The organism is Lysinibacillus sp. GJ-1 (assembly GCF_021166035.1).
GTDB classification, from domain to species: domain Bacteria; phylum Bacillota; class Bacilli; order Bacillales_A; family Planococcaceae; genus Lysinibacillus; species Lysinibacillus sphaericus.
Genome location: NZ_CP088912.1, coordinates 36,622 through 51,229, shown reverse-complemented (window position 1 = coordinate 51,229; position 14,608 = coordinate 36,622). Strand labels below are relative to the sequence as shown.

Here is a 14,608-nt window from a genome sequence, read left to right as displayed (position 1 = left end):
AAGTAATCAGTCTTCAATAATTTCAATAAAATCCTTACCGAACAGCTTTTCCGCTTCCGTCACCAATGGATCTTGTGATGCCAGCGGTTGCGCATCATCGATAAAAGGTTCTTCTGGCATTTCTGCCGGTGGTGGTTCCAATAATTCAACATTCGGATCATCGTTAGCTAATGGTGCTTTCTTTTGATGTAATCCGTGATCACGAATGAACTCTTCACGCAACTTTAACCATGTTTCTTCTGGCGTACAAAGCATTTCATACATCGTGCCTGTTTGACCTGCAATAAGTTGTGTGAATTGTGCTTTTAGCATTTGATTATCAGCAACCATTTGACAATGAATATCATACTTGAATTTTAACACAAAAGCACTCGAAGATGCCGCAACAGGTTCAGCTTCTGCTAAAAGAGCTGATTGTGACTTTTGCAATTGATTTAACGCCTGCGCCCATACAGCCTTTACACGTTGCACATCTTGCTTTGTCGCATCCTTTAGCACTTCTTGAATACGACCAGTAGGCGCCTTATAACCATTTGGACTTTTTGCACGCGGACGTTGTTCTTTGGCAACCTGAGTAGCTTGTGACGGCGCACCATTTTGTATTTGTAAAGATAGTTGTTGCACCATTTGCTCAAGCGCAATGATTTTTTGCGCTAGTTCTGGGCTCATTACCGCCTCACTTGATGGGGCAGTTTGATTGACTACGCCACCCGAAAACTGTGTCATTTTTAGCAATGCTGTTTCCAAATAGATTTTCGTATGATGCGAGAAACGCATTTCTTGTTGTGTTTTCGCTAAAATGTCGATGTAGCCGTAAAGCATATCTGGTGCAAAGTCATGTGCCAATGCAAATACGCGCTCCTCAGGTGATACTAACTCTAATAGTTCAGCTAAATTCTCACTCGTTTGTAAAAGCAGTAAATCGCGGAAAAATGTAATTAAATCCTCCGATAAGCGCAACGGATCCTTCCCATCTGCGATTAGCTGCTCTAATAGTGCAAGCATTTGTGCCACATCTTTGACCTTTAAAGCTTCAGCTAAATCATAGAAAACATCCTGACTAATTGAGCCTGTGACTAGTAGTGCATCCTCTAGTTTCAACATTTCACCGCTAAAGGATACAACTTGGTCCAACAAGCTCAATGCATCACGCATACCGCCCGCAGCTGACTGCGCAATCACTTTTAGACCTTGTTCTTCAAATGGGAGTTCAATATCTTCTAGTACGACCTTCATGCGCTCGATAATATCGTTAGTTGAAAGTCGCTTGAAGTCAAAACGTTGGCAACGTGAAATAATCGTTGCAGGTAATTTATGAGGTTCTGTTGTTGCTAAAATAAATACAGCGTGAGGTGGTGGTTCTTCTAGCGTTTTTAAAAGCGCATTGAAGGCACTTGTAGACAGCATATGCACTTCATCAATGATGTACACTTTAAACCTGCTACTAGCTGGAGCAAAACGTACCTTTTCAATAATGTCCCGTATTTCTTCAACACGTGAATTAGAAGCTGCATCAAATTCAATAACGTCTGGATGAGAACCATCTGTAATGCTTAAACAAGTTGCACACTCATTACAAGGTTCACTTGCTGGAGCATGCTCGCAGTTTAAAGCCTTAGCAAAAATTTTAGCTGTACTTGTTTTCCCTGTACCCCGAGGTCCAGAAAACAAGTAAGCATGAGTTGTTTTATTCGCTAGGAGAGCATTTTGCAGCGTTCTTTTGACATGCGCTTGACCTGACATTTCTCGGAATGATTGTGGTCTATACACACGATAAAATGCTTGATACGTCAATGATTTCCTCTCCCCTTCTTTTTCAATATTAATAAAACTATTATAGCATCGGCAGCCTTGTTTATAAAACCGTGTCCTATTTTATAATATAAAAAAACGCACTCGCCTACAGTAGACGAATGCGTTTAAATTGGCAATTTAATGCCGTGCACCTTTCTTCGACAGCCGCACATAAGCGTTACTCTTGTCGTTAGCTCAGATTAGGCAACCCCGCGGCACATGAATAAGACCACTTAATGCTGCTTCCTTCCGGACCTGACATGGTTCATGGGTATCCATTGCGCAGGACCCAATCGTCAACACTACGTGCAAAAGGCAGACCAAACAATACGGACAGCCTCGAAAAAGGAATTCAGTCTCGCTAGAGCGGATTGCGAGTTACAGGACACCGCTACCTTCCCACCTAGCACGGCAATAACTAGTATACTTTCAGTTTGTATAAATTGCAACGAATTGCACAAATTATTTAAGTACATTCTTAATTAATAAAAATTAATTTTTTAAAACCTACTATTTTTTCAAAAAGATGTTGACGTCAAAATAAAATCATGATAAATTAGTTCTTGTCGATAAGACATCGAAGCAATATAGTATGGAGGTATACCCAAGTCTGGCTGAAGGGATCGGTCTTGAAAACCGACAGGCGGGTAACACCGCGCGGGGGTTCGAATCCCTCTACCTCCTCCAGTTTTTTAAAATCCGACTACACGATGTAGCCGTTTTTTTTTGCTTAAAAAATTGTATGTCATACTTATTAAATACCACTTCCGATTAGGTTGTGGTATTTTTTTATTAGCTATCTTGCTCTTAAATACTTTAGGGAGGATATTTAATATGTATTCCAAAGCCTTTATTTCTCGTAGTTCCCTCACATGGATTATATCCATCGCTTTATTAACGGCTATCGGTAGTGAAATTAAAATCATCCCTTTCGCCAATACTTCTTTTCGCTTTGGTCTGGGGACAATTATATTCTTTTTATGCACCTTACTTAGACCGACACCTATTATATTAGCCGGTATTGTAACCAGCATTGTAACAACCACTTTACGAATCGCTATTAGTTACTATACGCATAATACATCTTTAATAGATGGTATTTATACTCACTTACCTGCTGGGACATTTTATTTATTGTTTGCAATATGCCTACAGCTTTTAAATATTCATCAATATCGTGAAAAGCCATTAAAGTTAGGATTACTAGTAGCCTTCAGTGAGGTCATTAGTAATTTAGCGGAACAATTGCTACGTTTCCTTGTCCAATCCTATACAATTTTATTTATTCATGACCTGCTCATCTTATTAGCCGTTGCCCTGTTACGTAGTTTTTTTGTTGTTGGCATTTATAGCTCTATTGTTATTGCCGAGCAAAAAAAACGCGTGCAGGAAATGCTTACGATTGGTTCAGATTTATATGTAGAGACGCTCTATTTAAAAAAATCTATGAATCATATTGAAACGATTACTGCTAATGGGTTTGATTTGTATAGACAATTAAAAGCACAGGGCAATCGTTCAGAAAGTATACAAGCACTTCATATTGCCCAGGAAATTCATGAAGTCAAAAAAGATTCTCAGCGTATTTATGCGGGTATATCTAAAATTGTTGGGGACAAGAGCTTTAGCTCATTACGATTATCAGAATTATTACATTATATAGAAGACGGCAATCGCAAATACAGTGAGTTACTCGGTAAAGACATCCAGTTTAATATAAGTTTAGATACTGATTTTTTAACGAAAGAGCACATTGCCTTGCTGGCACTATTAAATAATTTAACTGCTAATGCCATTGAAGCAATAGAAAAGCAAGGTATCATATCTATTGATATTCAACAGCAGGAGGTTGATACTGTAATAACAGTAAGTGATGATGGAAAAGGCATCTCCGAAAGTGACCTTTCTATTATTTTTGAACCTGGCTATACGACGAAATACAATGTTGAAGGTGTAGCAGCTACAGGAATTGGACTATCACATGTCGCTGAATTAATTTCAAAATTAAATGGCTCCATTTCAGTTGAATCAAATAACTACAAAACGGTGTTTAAAATTATAATTCCTACGCAAACTATTCTAACGGGAGAGACTTAAATGAGGTATTTTATTGTAGATGATGATCGTGCAAGCCGCGTGATGCTAAAACAAATTATTGAAGATAGTGGTTTAGGTACAGTAATCGGCGAAGCACGCAATGGAGTAGATGCCATTCCACAAATATTAATGACACAACCTGAATTTGTACTAATCGACTTACTTATGCCTAAGTTAGACGGTATAGCAACAGTGGAGCATCTTCTTCAGAATCGATTTGAAGGACAGTTTATTATGATTTCACAAGTTGTGAATAAGGAAATGGTCGGCGAGGCTTATGAACAAGGGATAGATTTCTTTATTCATAAACCCATTAACCGTATTGAGGTTGAAAATGTTTTACGCAAAACAACGGAACAATTTCGCCTAAAAAATTCCCTATTAGTTATTCGACAATCGCTAACGAACATCGATCTAAGTGAGCAAATAAACAATAAAGCTACATCGCGAGACCACATCCAATCGATCTTAAATGATATGGGGATTGTCGGTGAAATTGGAAGTGAGGATATTATAGCAATTATTGAAACATTATTAGCTCATCAGCACAAAATTGCGCCACTTCCTCCATTAAAAGAGCTCTATGAGGAAATAGCAGCTGTCACAAAGTCAACTCCTGATGAAATATTGAAAGAGAGTAAAGCGATTGAACAGCGTGTACGTCGAACGATTTTAGCTGCCATGATTAATCTCGCCAATTTAGGTGTCGTTGATTATACAAACTCTGAATTTGAATATTATGCACCTCGATACTTTGATTTTAAAGAGATTCGCCAGCTTATGACGCAAATCGAAGACCACGGGAATCGCAAAGCAAAGGTCAATATTAAAAAGTTTATTCAGGTGTTATATTCAGACATTTTAACAAAAGTAAATTAATTTTCTCGGATTTTGTCGGATTTCATAAGTCCTCCGTATTATTAAAGTAAGGCGTGTCCTAAAAATTTTAATATAGGGGAGGAATTAAGATTTTGAAAAAGAAATTTAAAATCAGTTTAGCCGCTCAAATTTTAATCGGTTTGATTTTAGGGATAATTATTGGTGGTATCTTTTATGGTAACCCCAAAGTTGAAACATATTTACAACCATTAGGGGATATCTTCCTACATCTAATTAAGATGATTGTAGTACCTATTATCATTTCGACTTTAATTGTTGGTGTTGCTGGAACTGGAGACATGAAACAGCTCGGAAGATTAGGCGGAAAATCGCTTATTTACTTTGAAATCATTACAACAGTAGCGATTGTTGTTGGATTACTTTCAGCAAACCTGTTCCAACCAGGTGCTGGCATCAATATGAACGAACTTTCGCAAGGGGATATTTCAAAATACGTTTCAACAACTGAAGAAGTACAGCATGAAGGTCCATTTGATATTATTGTAGGTATTGTACCGACAAATATTATTCAATCAATGGCTGAAGGCAATATGCTTGCCATCATCTTCTTCTCTGTTATTTTTGGTTTAGGGGTAGCTGCAATTGGAGAACGAGGTAAACCAGTATTGGACTTCTTCCAAGGTGTAGCAGATGCTATGTTCTGGGTAACGAACCTTGTGATGAAATTCGCTCCAATTGGGGTATTTGGTTTAATTGGTGTAACCGTTTCCAAATATGGTTTTGCTTCCCTCATACCTTTAGGTAAGCTTGCAATACTTGTATATGCCACAATGTTATTCTTCATCTTTGTTATTCTTGGCTTCGTTGCAAAATTTGCCGGTGTCAACATTTTCTACTTAATCAGAGTGTTAAAAGATGAGTTAATTTTAGCCTTCTCCACTGCTAGCTCGGAAGCTGTCTTACCACGAGTGATGTTGAAAATGGAGAAATTAGGTGCACCAAAAGATATTGTTTCTTTTGTTATTCCAACAGGTTATTCTTTTAACTTAGATGGTTCAACATTGTATCAAGCAATTGCTGCATTATTCATTGCCCAAATGTATGGTATTCACTTAAGCATCGGGGAACAAATTACATTAATGCTTGTATTAATGGTTACTTCTAAAGGGATTGCCGGTGTACCAGGCGTATCATTCGTCGTATTACTTGCCACTTTAGGTACTGTTGGTATTCCAATCGAAGGTTTAGCATTTATTGCTGGTATCGACCGTATCCTTGATATGGGACGAACAGTAGTTAACGTAATCGGTAACTCACTAGCTTCATTAGTAATGGCGAAATGGGAATTTCGATAAAGAAAAAATGAAAAACTACTTTAAAGAAAATGAAAATTTAGCATAAATTCATAAAAAATGCCTCACGATGGCTTAAGCCATCGTGAGGCATTTTTTATTTTGTCAGTACTTTATCTAAATAAGCAATAATAGACGCTTTGCCATTGACATGGGCTTCTTGTGCACGCACTTCATCCTTTTCGACTTTCGCCTCAGCGGCTGCAACAATACGCTCTGCATCCTCTTGAGGCACGACAATAACGCCATCTACATCTCCAATAATATAATCACCTGGTTGCACTGTTACACCGCCAATTGCGATTGGCACATTCACTTTACCGCCGCCATTTTTGTTGCCTGCTGCTACGGTTGTCCCAAGTGAAAATACAGGAAAATCTAGTTCCCGAATCGCGGCAATATCACGAATAACCCCGTCTACTACAAAGCCCTGTACACCCATACCCTTTGCTAAAGAAATAACAAAATCTCCTGCTACCGCACGATTTCTATTACCCTTTGCATCAATGACCAAAATATCACCCTCGCTAGCTGCTCGAATCGCTTCAAGTACAGCTCCATTTTCGCCATCTGGTAAACGTACAGTAACCGCTCGACCTGCTATTTTAAAATGGTCTGCTAACGGTTTAATGTCACTGCGTAAATTTGTATGTCCCCCAGTTGCATCTGAAATTGCTGTCGTTGGTAAATGTTTAAAACTTATTTCCACATTTTCCATGCATAACACCCCTATTATGATTTATGAATACCTTACACAATTATTGTAAATAAAACACATCTACTATTTCAATATAATTCAGAAAATTTAGTAAAATATGTTGTTAAAAACAAATCGCCGTTATCCCGTTTTTTAAACAAAACAAAACACCTAAGGCAATGTTCATATCGTGACCATTTGCCTTAGGCGTCTTTTAAATTATTTCAATAAATTGTTTAGACCGTTCATCTAAAGCCTCTGCTGCAGAAGCGATTTCAGCAAAATCACTCGTCGTCACAGTAATTTGCCCATTCGTTTTTTCAATTTCCTCAGAAATTCGCGTGATGCTTTCTGTTACTTGCCCAACCTCGCGTACAATCCCTTCCACATTTTCTTTCACTTCTGAAATTGATTGCTCTACTCTTACGGAAAGTTTTCGTACCTCTTTGGCGACAACATCAAAACCTCTGCCATACTCTCCAGCTCTTGCGGCTTCAATAGCTGCATTTAAAGCTAGTAAGTTTGTTTGGGAGGCAATTCCTTGAATTGTTTTGACAATGCCTTTAATGGAATCTGCTTGATTTTGTAATTGATCTAAATTTTTAACATTTTCCGAAGATTCCTTTGAAACTTGTTGGATTGTTGCAAGTAAATTTTCACTATTTTTAATACCTGCCTCTGAACGACTGTAAAGCTTAGTGGACATTTGTTTTAACTGATCTGCTACATTGACAATGGTATTTTGACGTTCCGTAATATTTGTTGCTATTTTAGATACACCAATAACTCTTCTTGAATGATTATCAAATACGGGCATATAGGTAGCTTCTAGCCAAATACTATTTCCACGGGCATCCATTCGTTCTACTTTATCTTGATAGCTCTTACCTGCTGCTAAATTACGCCAAAACCTCTCGTATTCAGGACTCTTCACGTAATTAGGAAAACAAAATTCCTTATGGTCTTTCCCCATCATTTTTTCTACTGTATAGCCCATTGTTTTCGCAAAAAGCTCATTTACATAAGCAACTCTTCGGTTCATATCAAATCGGATAATCGCTATATTACGCTCAATTGCTTGAACAACTAAATCATCTGTGACTTGTGTATCATTCTTTTGCACAACATCCACCTCTATCACCCTATTGTACTAGCGTTATCTCTAATCTACTTTCTTCTTTTTAAAAAATGCATTGTTATATATTATAATATATCTAATAGCATCTTAAAAATACTATAAATTTGTATTTTTACTATTCTTATGCTCAATTATGCTTTTTTTCTTATTTTATCATTGTTAAAACTTCTTCTGCCGTTGTTGCGACACGAATTAATGCCTTGTGTTCTGGGCGTATAAAGCCCTCCTCTAGCATTTTAGAAAAATGTTGTAGCAGTGCGTCATAAAAACCATTGACGTTAAATAAAATAACAGGTTTTTCATGTAATCTAATTTGCGCCCATGTAAATACTTCAAAATATTCGTCCAGTGTACCGCCACCACCTGGTAACGCAATAAAAGCATCTGCTAATTCAACCATTTTTGCCTTACGTATATGCATGGATTCTACAAAATGGATTTCTGTCAATGCGGCATGAACAATTTCTTGTTTTTGTAAATGAGTAGGCATGACACCAATCACTTCTCCACCTGCTACTAATGCAGCATCTGCCACTTTGCCCATCAATCCTATTTTAGAACCTCCATAAACAATACCATGTCCATGTTGTGCTAATACCGTTCCTAATTCACTTGCCTTTTCAGCATAAATCGGGTTATTGCCAAGTCCTGATCCACAATATACTGCGATTCTCATATTTATTCCTCCTATTACAAAAGACGTGAAAACAATAGGTATCATATTGTCTCACGTCTCTTGGTCTTATTTCTGTTATTTATTTTAAAATACAAAGTCCTTATATTTCTATCTGGAAGCTTTCTACGTTCCTTTTGCTTTCGGCCAGAACGCTTTGAGGTTCCCTTCTTCAACGTCTTTACTGTTGCATAGCTTTTCTTCTATTTACGTAAATGACTTGTTTGCTTTAGCATATGACTTATGCGACTGACAATTGATTCAATTGCGTCTGGATTTTTTAATAAATCATAATCATTAATATCTAAACGTAGGACAGGGCATGAATTAAAATTATTTATCCAATTTTCGTAACGCTCATGCATTTCAATCCAATAATCATTCGGTGTTTGCTGCTCCATCTCACGACCACGCTCTTGAATACGTCCAATGACGTCATCAATCGGCTCCTCTAAATAAACTAATAAATCTGGGTGCGGGAAATACGGTGTCATCACCATCGCATCAAATAAATTACGATACGTTTCATAATCAGTTGGACTCATTGTTCCTTTATCATAATGCATTTTGGCAAAAATCCCTGTATCTTCATAAATAGAACGATCTTGCACAAAGCCCCCACCATATTCGAAAATACGCTTCTGCTCTTTAAAACGCTCTGCTAGAAAATAGACTTGTAAATGGAAGCTCCATTTTTCAAAGTCATCATAAAACTTATCTAAGTATGGATTGGTATCTACTTTTTCAAATGATGTACGGAAATTTAACGCTTGTGCTAGCGCCTTTGTCATCGTTGATTTTCCTACACCTACTGTTCCGGCAATTGTAATAACAGTTTGTGGTGGAATATCATATTTCTCTCTCAAATTCATTGTTGCAAGCTCCTTTGTTGTAACGTATCTTCGATTGTTTTTAATACATATTGTAAATCTTGTGGGTTTTTCACAAAATCAAGTTGATCTCCATTAAATCGGATTACAGGTATTTCGGGATGTAGCTGCTCAAAGTGCTCTGTAAAAGTATGATAGTCTGCTACTAACTGCTCCATATATTCACGTGAAATCATTTTCTCAAATTCACGCCCTCGTTTAGCAATGCGTTTCATTAACGTATCAACACTAGCATGTAAATAAACAACGACATTAGGCACAGGCATATCTTTTGTTAAAATTTGATAGATTTCTTCATACTTTTCGTACTCGGCAGGTGGCAATGTACGCTTTGCAAAAATTAAATTTTTAAAAATATGATAGTCCGATACAACTGATGTCTTTTGTGCTAAACGTAACTTCTTTATATCTGTTAATTGTTTATAGCGATTACACAGGAAGAACATTTCCGTTTGGAAACTCCATTCCTCTATATTTTCATAAAACTTATTTAAAAACGGATTTTCGTCTACAATTTCTTTTAATAGATGGTAATTAAATGTCGCCGCTACCTCTTTTGCCAATGAAGTTTTGCCTACACCAATCGGACCTTCTACTGCAACAAATGGAACCGTCACTAGAAGTTCCTCCTTTATATTTAGGATTCTATAAGTCAATTATGCCACTATTTTAAGGCTATATTGTATGAAACTAAAATGAATCAGTGCTTTTCATTGTATCATAGTGAGAAAATGAAAAACAGAATCAACATGTATCTCAATTTTTAACATTATTTGACCTGCCCAGTTGATAGATATCAAACAAACTTATAGCTCCATGCAACAAAAAAGACCCACCTTAGTGGGCCTAACTTTAGCCAGCAAATACTGCGTAAATTTCCGCTAGGCGGACGCTTTCCTCTCTGCACAAGTAACGTCCATTCTACGCAGGCGTTTTAGTAAAAATCTACTTAGAGAATTGTTTGAGAATTGTTTGAGTGACTGGCACTATAATTTTACTCGTTGTAAACGTAAGGCATTTAACACGACGGACACTGAGCTGAATGCCATAGCTGCACCCGCTACCCACGGTGCAAGAAGGCCCATAGCTGCAATTGGAATCCCTAATGTATTATATGCAAATGCCCAAAATAGATTTTGCTTAATATTGCGCATTGTTTTACGACTCATAATAATGGCATCTGCAATGCTAGTTAAATCACCACGAATAAGCGTAATATCAGCAGCCTCCATTGCCACATCTGTACCAGTTCCTATGGCCATCCCAATATTGGCAGTTGCTAATGCTGGTGCATCATTAATGCCATCACCAACCATCGCTACGTTTTTGCCTGTAGCTTGCAGTTTTTTCACTTCATCCGCTTTTCCTTCTGGAAGTACTTCTGCGATAACATGGTTAACCCCAACTTCCTGACCGATTGCTTGCGCAGTCCGTTCGTTATCACCCGTCATCATAATGACTGTAATACCCATATCCTGTAAACGACGAATGGCTTCTTTTGACGTATCTTTTACCGTATCTGCAACAGCAACAAGGCCTACATATTGACCGTTTATAGCAGCCAACATAGCGGTTTTACCGTTTTCCTCTAATATCTCCATTGTCGGCAATATATGCTGAATATCTATATCATATTGTTGCATTAATTTACGTGTCCCGATTACCACACCTTGACCAGAAACGGTTGCTTGCACGCCGTAACCTGGAATTATCAAAAATTGAACATCGCCAAGTGTGATACTTCGCTCTTCAATTCCTTGCACAATGGCTTGTGCTAGCGGATGTTCGGATTGTTTCTCTGCTGCCCCAATCAATGAAAGAAAGGATGCTTCTTCTTGCCCCGTTGCTAGTACAACGTCTGTTAATATCGGTTTGCCGTGTGTTACGGTTCCTGTTTTATCGACAACAACTGTATCAATGCGTTGCGTTTGTTCTAAATGCTCGCCACCTTTAAACAAAATCCCAAATTCAGCGGCGCGACCAGAACCTGCCATAATAGAGGTCGGTGTCGCTAAGCCTAGCGCACAAGGACAAGCAATAACAAGAACCGCAATTAACACTTCTAGTGCAGGTGTAAATTCACCAGGTTTTACCCATAAAATCCAAACAAGGAATGTCACAATCGCAATACCAACAACAATCGGCACGAATATACCCGAAATTTGGTCTGCTAAACGTTGTATGGGGGCTTTTGAACCTTGTGCATCTTCTACAACTTTAATAATTTGAGCAAGTGCTGTGTCTCGACCAACTTTGGTTGCTGACATTTTCACAAAGCCATTTTTATTAATGGTTGAACCGTATAATACATCTCCTTGTTTTTTATCTACCGGAAGACTTTCCCCTGTTAGCATTGATTCATCAATGGCTGTTGTACCTTCTACTACTTCACCATCTACAGGAATTTTTTCACCTGGTTTAACTAATAAAGTATCACCAATCACAACTTCTTCTAATGGGACTTCTTTTTCTACTCCATCTCGCACAACTATCGCAGATTTCGCTTGCAGACCCATTAGCTTTTTAATCGCTTCTGATGAACGCCCTTTTGCCTTTGCTTCGAATAATTTACCTAAAAGAATTAACGTAATTAAAACGGCACTCGTTTCAAAGTATAGATGCGGTCCATGATGTGAATTAACTGTAACAATGGCTTGATAAACGCTGTAAAAATAAGCTGCTGAAGTCCCCATAACGACAAGGACATCCATATTAGCACTGCCATTACGTAAAGCTTTATATGCACCTACATAAAATTGTTTCCCAATAATAAATTGAACTGGTGTAGCTAACACTAATTGCACCCAAGGATTCATTAAAAAATCGGGGACATATAAAAACGATGTCAATGAAAAGTGAGCAACCATCGTCCACAGTAATGGTAGCGAAAGAATAGCTGAAAAAAGAAATTTTTGTTGCTGTTGTTTTATTGCCTTTTCTCGATAATCTTCAGTTGCTCGCTCATCCGCTTTTTGATGAGCACCATATCCCAGCTTCTCAACCTTACCGATAATATCCGATACAGAAACCTCTGTTGGATTAAATTCGATGGATGCTTTTTCAAGTGCCAAGTTTACAGTTGCTGTAACACCTGAAAGCTTATTTAAACCTTTCTCAATACGAGTGGCACATGCAGCACACGTCATACCTGTAATATCAAGTTCCGCTTTCTGTTTTACGACGCCATAGCCTAACGCTTCGATTTTCTTTTCAAAGTCTACTTCACTCAATATTGCTGGATCATATTTTATAGAGGATTTTTCAAGCGCTAAGTTTACGGTTGCTTGCTCGACACCCTCCATTTTTTTCAAGCCTTTCTCAATACGCGTAGCACACGCTGCGCAAGTCATGCCAGTAATTTGTAGGTTCGTTTCCTTCAATTCAGAACGCATTAACTTCCCACCTCTTTCTATACCATATAGGGGTATATAAATTTGAAAATAATAGAGTGCCTTGTGAGCACCCTATTAATCTTATTCTACCTCGTAGCCTTGATCGTCAATCGTTTCTTTAATTTGCGCAAGTGATACTTGGGCATCGTCAAATGCGACATCTACCAAACCATCTGCTAAATTTACTGTTACTTGTTCTACACCCGCTAAAGCGCCGACACTTTTTTCCACTGCATTGACACAATGTCCACATGACATTCCTTGTACGTTTAATGTTACATTTTGCATAAATATCTCTCCTTTAAATTTAATGTACATGCTATATAAGAGTAACTACCCGTAAAATTATTTTTTCATTAATTTTTGAATGGTCACGACTAACTCATCTAGAACCGCTTCATCGCCTTCAGATAGGCGATCTACGACACAGCCTTTTAAATGACCTTCTAATAAAATTTTCGCTACGCTATTCAAAGCTGATTGCGTGGCAGACAGTTGCGTGATGATATCATCACAGTAAACGTCTTTTTCAATCATTCCCTTAATACCTCGGATTTGACCTTCTACTCGATTTAAGCGAGTCGTTAAATCCTTTTTCACGCGCTCAGGGTGATGACTTTTTCGACACGATGCAGTTTCCTCTGTATGACAAGCATCCTCTTTCACTGTGTCCTCCAAATTCTTCACCTCCTATTTGCTAATATCATACTATACCCACGAAGGGTATGTAAATAGGCGTTTTATTTTTTTATAATTAATGGTGATCGTGATGAACTGGCTCACTCTTAAGATTACATAAAATTGATTCATCATGGCGGTTCGCTGCGGTTTCCAATTGAATCGTTATATGCTTTATGCCCTTATGTTCAAGATTATGTTCAATTTCACGTAAAATATGCTCGCTTTCTCCAATGTTTAGCTGGTCATCGACAACTGCATGACAGGACAATGCATTTGTTCCGCTAGTTATCGTCCAAATATGAAGATCATGAATACTTTGCACACCTTCAGTTTGCTCCATTATTTGAATGATTTCCTGAACGTCGACATTTGAAGGTGTTCCTTCCATAAGAACATGGATAGCAGACTTTGTCACAAAATATCCACTACGTAGTACTAATAATGCAACAATAACACTGGCAAGTGGATCGGCTCAGCCCCAGCCGAAAAACATAATGACTAAAGCAGCAATGATGGCACCGACAGAGCCAAGCATATCACTAAGAACATGTAAAAATGCACCACGCATGTTTAAATTGTCTTCCGTATCTCCACCCCGCATCATAATCCAAGCCACTACTATATTAATTAACAAACCAATTACACTAATAATCAGCATACCTGTTGTTGCTACTTCTGGTGGATTTGCAAAACGCTCAATGGCTTCATAGAAAATAAATAACGCAATTAAAATTAATGTTACACCATTTAACACTGCAGCTAATATTTCAAACCTTTTATAACCATATGTTTTACTAAAGCTAGCTGCTTTTTCTCCAAAAATAAAAGCAAGAAGTGCAATGGCTAAAGAAATTGAGTCACTTAACATATGGCCAGCATCCGATAAAAGTGCCAAACTATTTGTTAAGAACCCACCAATTGCTTCAATCACCATATAACTCGTAATGATGATAAAGGATAGTAAAAGCACCTTTTTATTTGCACCATGTGTATGGTCATGACCGTGATCGTGATTATGCCCCATCGTTTTCCCCCCCAAATATTAATTCATACA

12 protein-coding genes, 1 tRNA gene, 1 other RNA gene and 2 pseudogenes are annotated in these 14,608 nt (G+C 37.8%); 4 read left to right on the top strand and 12 right to left on the bottom strand.

Annotated features, from left to right (window positions below; translation table 11 throughout):
• Positions 1 to 6: 6 nt before the first annotated feature.
• Positions 7 to 1,794, bottom strand: a complete 1,788-nt coding sequence (gene dnaX, locus LO754_RS00200; protein WP_025218323.1) for a DNA polymerase III subunit gamma/tau — start codon at positions 1,792 to 1,794, stop codon at positions 7 to 9.
• A gap of 144 nt (positions 1,795 to 1,938) precedes the next feature.
• Positions 1,939 to 2,206, bottom strand: an RNA gene (gene ffs, locus LO754_RS00195) — signal recognition particle sRNA large type.
• Between the two features lie 182 nt (positions 2,207 to 2,388).
• On the opposite strand from ffs, the gene LO754_RS00190 reads away from it, so the two are divergent.
• The 4 genes from LO754_RS00190 (at position 2,389) to LO754_RS00175 (ending at position 6,086) form a co-directional block, all read left to right on the top strand.
• Positions 2,389 to 2,481, top strand: a tRNA-Ser gene (locus tag LO754_RS00190).
• A gap of 147 nt (positions 2,482 to 2,628) precedes the next feature.
• A complete protein-coding gene (locus tag LO754_RS00185; protein ID WP_231785362.1) occupies positions 2,629 to 3,891 on the top strand; it encodes an ATP-binding protein in 1,263 nt (420 codons plus the stop codon).
• Positions 3,892 to 4,770 carry a response regulator gene (locus LO754_RS00180; RefSeq protein ID WP_024362951.1) on the top strand — a complete coding sequence of 293 codons (879 nt, stop codon included), beginning with the start codon at positions 3,892 to 3,894 and terminating at the stop codon, positions 4,768 to 4,770. It begins immediately after the preceding gene.
• A gap of 92 nt (positions 4,771 to 4,862) precedes the next feature.
• Positions 4,863 to 6,086: a cation:dicarboxylate symporter family transporter gene (locus LO754_RS00175; protein ID WP_231785361.1), complete on the top strand. Its 1,224-nt coding sequence runs from the start codon at positions 4,863 to 4,865 to the stop codon at positions 6,084 to 6,086.
• Between the two features lie 94 nt (positions 6,087 to 6,180).
• Here the strand turns inward: LO754_RS00175 and LO754_RS00170 are convergent, their stop codons facing one another.
• The 10 genes and pseudogenes from LO754_RS00170 to LO754_RS00130 form a co-directional block, all read right to left on the bottom strand.
• A complete protein-coding gene (locus LO754_RS00170; RefSeq protein WP_231785360.1) occupies positions 6,181 to 6,801 on the bottom strand; it encodes an RraA family protein in 621 nt (206 codons plus the stop codon).
• Between the two features lie 193 nt (positions 6,802 to 6,994).
• On the bottom strand, positions 6,995 to 7,486 hold the full coding sequence (locus LO754_RS23650; RefSeq protein WP_370510650.1) for a methyl-accepting chemotaxis protein: 492 nt from the start codon (positions 7,484 to 7,486) through the stop codon (positions 6,995 to 6,997).
• Positions 7,487 to 7,528: 42 nt separating this feature from the next.
• Positions 7,529 to 7,903 (bottom strand): annotated as a pseudogene (locus tag LO754_RS23645) (PAS domain-containing protein); the annotation flags it as partial.
• Positions 7,904 to 8,063: 160 nt separating this feature from the next.
• Entirely contained in the window at positions 8,064 to 8,594 is a 531-nt protein-coding gene (locus LO754_RS00160) for an LOG family protein (RefSeq protein WP_029747256.1), read from the bottom strand.
• Positions 8,595 to 8,794: 200 nt separating this feature from the next.
• A complete protein-coding gene (locus LO754_RS00155; RefSeq protein WP_231785358.1) occupies positions 8,795 to 9,463 on the bottom strand; it encodes a deoxynucleoside kinase in 669 nt (222 codons plus the stop codon).
• Positions 9,460 to 10,098, bottom strand: coding sequence for a deoxynucleoside kinase (locus LO754_RS00150; protein ID WP_024362946.1), 639 nt, complete (start codon positions 10,096 to 10,098; stop codon positions 9,460 to 9,462). The genes LO754_RS00155 and LO754_RS00150 overlap by 4 nt, the downstream gene beginning before the upstream one ends.
• 369 nt (positions 10,099 to 10,467) lie before the next feature.
• Entirely contained in the window at positions 10,468 to 12,873 is a 2,406-nt protein-coding gene (locus LO754_RS00145; RefSeq protein ID WP_231785357.1) for a heavy metal translocating P-type ATPase, read from the bottom strand.
• A gap of 81 nt (positions 12,874 to 12,954) precedes the next feature.
• Positions 12,955 to 13,161, bottom strand: coding sequence for a copper chaperone CopZ (gene copZ, locus LO754_RS00140; protein WP_024362944.1), 207 nt, complete (start codon positions 13,159 to 13,161; stop codon positions 12,955 to 12,957).
• Between the two features lie 57 nt (positions 13,162 to 13,218).
• On the bottom strand, positions 13,219 to 13,551 hold the full coding sequence (locus LO754_RS00135) for a metal-sensitive transcriptional regulator (protein ID WP_024362943.1): 333 nt from the start codon (positions 13,549 to 13,551) through the stop codon (positions 13,219 to 13,221).
• 76 nt (positions 13,552 to 13,627) lie between these two features.
• Positions 13,628 to 14,578: pseudogene (locus LO754_RS00130) on the bottom strand (cation diffusion facilitator family transporter).
• Positions 14,579 to 14,608 lie beyond the last annotated feature (30 nt).

What these genes read in the sequence shown, in the direction of transcription:
- LO754_RS00155 (WP_231785358.1), bottom strand. Translation starts at nt 9,463, where the DNA reads ATGAATTTGAGAGAGAAATATGATATTCCACCACAAACTGTTATTACA.
- LO754_RS00180 (WP_024362951.1), top strand. Translation starts at nt 3,892, where the DNA reads ATGAGGTATTTTATTGTAGATGATGATCGTGCAAGCCGCGTGATGCTA.
- LO754_RS00170 (WP_231785360.1), bottom strand. Translation starts at nt 6,801, where the DNA reads ATGGAAAATGTGGAAATAAGTTTTAAACATTTACCAACGACAGCAATT.
- copZ (WP_024362944.1), bottom strand. Translation starts at nt 13,161, where the DNA reads ATGCAAAATGTAACATTAAACGTACAAGGAATGTCATGTGGACATTGT.
- LO754_RS23650 (WP_370510650.1), bottom strand. Translation starts at nt 7,486, where the DNA reads ATGTCCACTAAGCTTTACAGTCGTTCAGAGGCAGGTATTAAAAATAGT.
- LO754_RS00160 (WP_029747256.1), bottom strand. Translation starts at nt 8,594, where the DNA reads ATGAGAATCGCAGTATATTGTGGATCAGGACTTGGCAATAACCCGATT.
- LO754_RS00185 (WP_231785362.1), top strand. Translation starts at nt 2,629, where the DNA reads ATGTATTCCAAAGCCTTTATTTCTCGTAGTTCCCTCACATGGATTATA.
- LO754_RS00145 (WP_231785357.1), bottom strand. Translation starts at nt 12,873, where the DNA reads ATGCGTTCTGAATTGAAGGAAACGAACCTACAAATTACTGGCATGACT.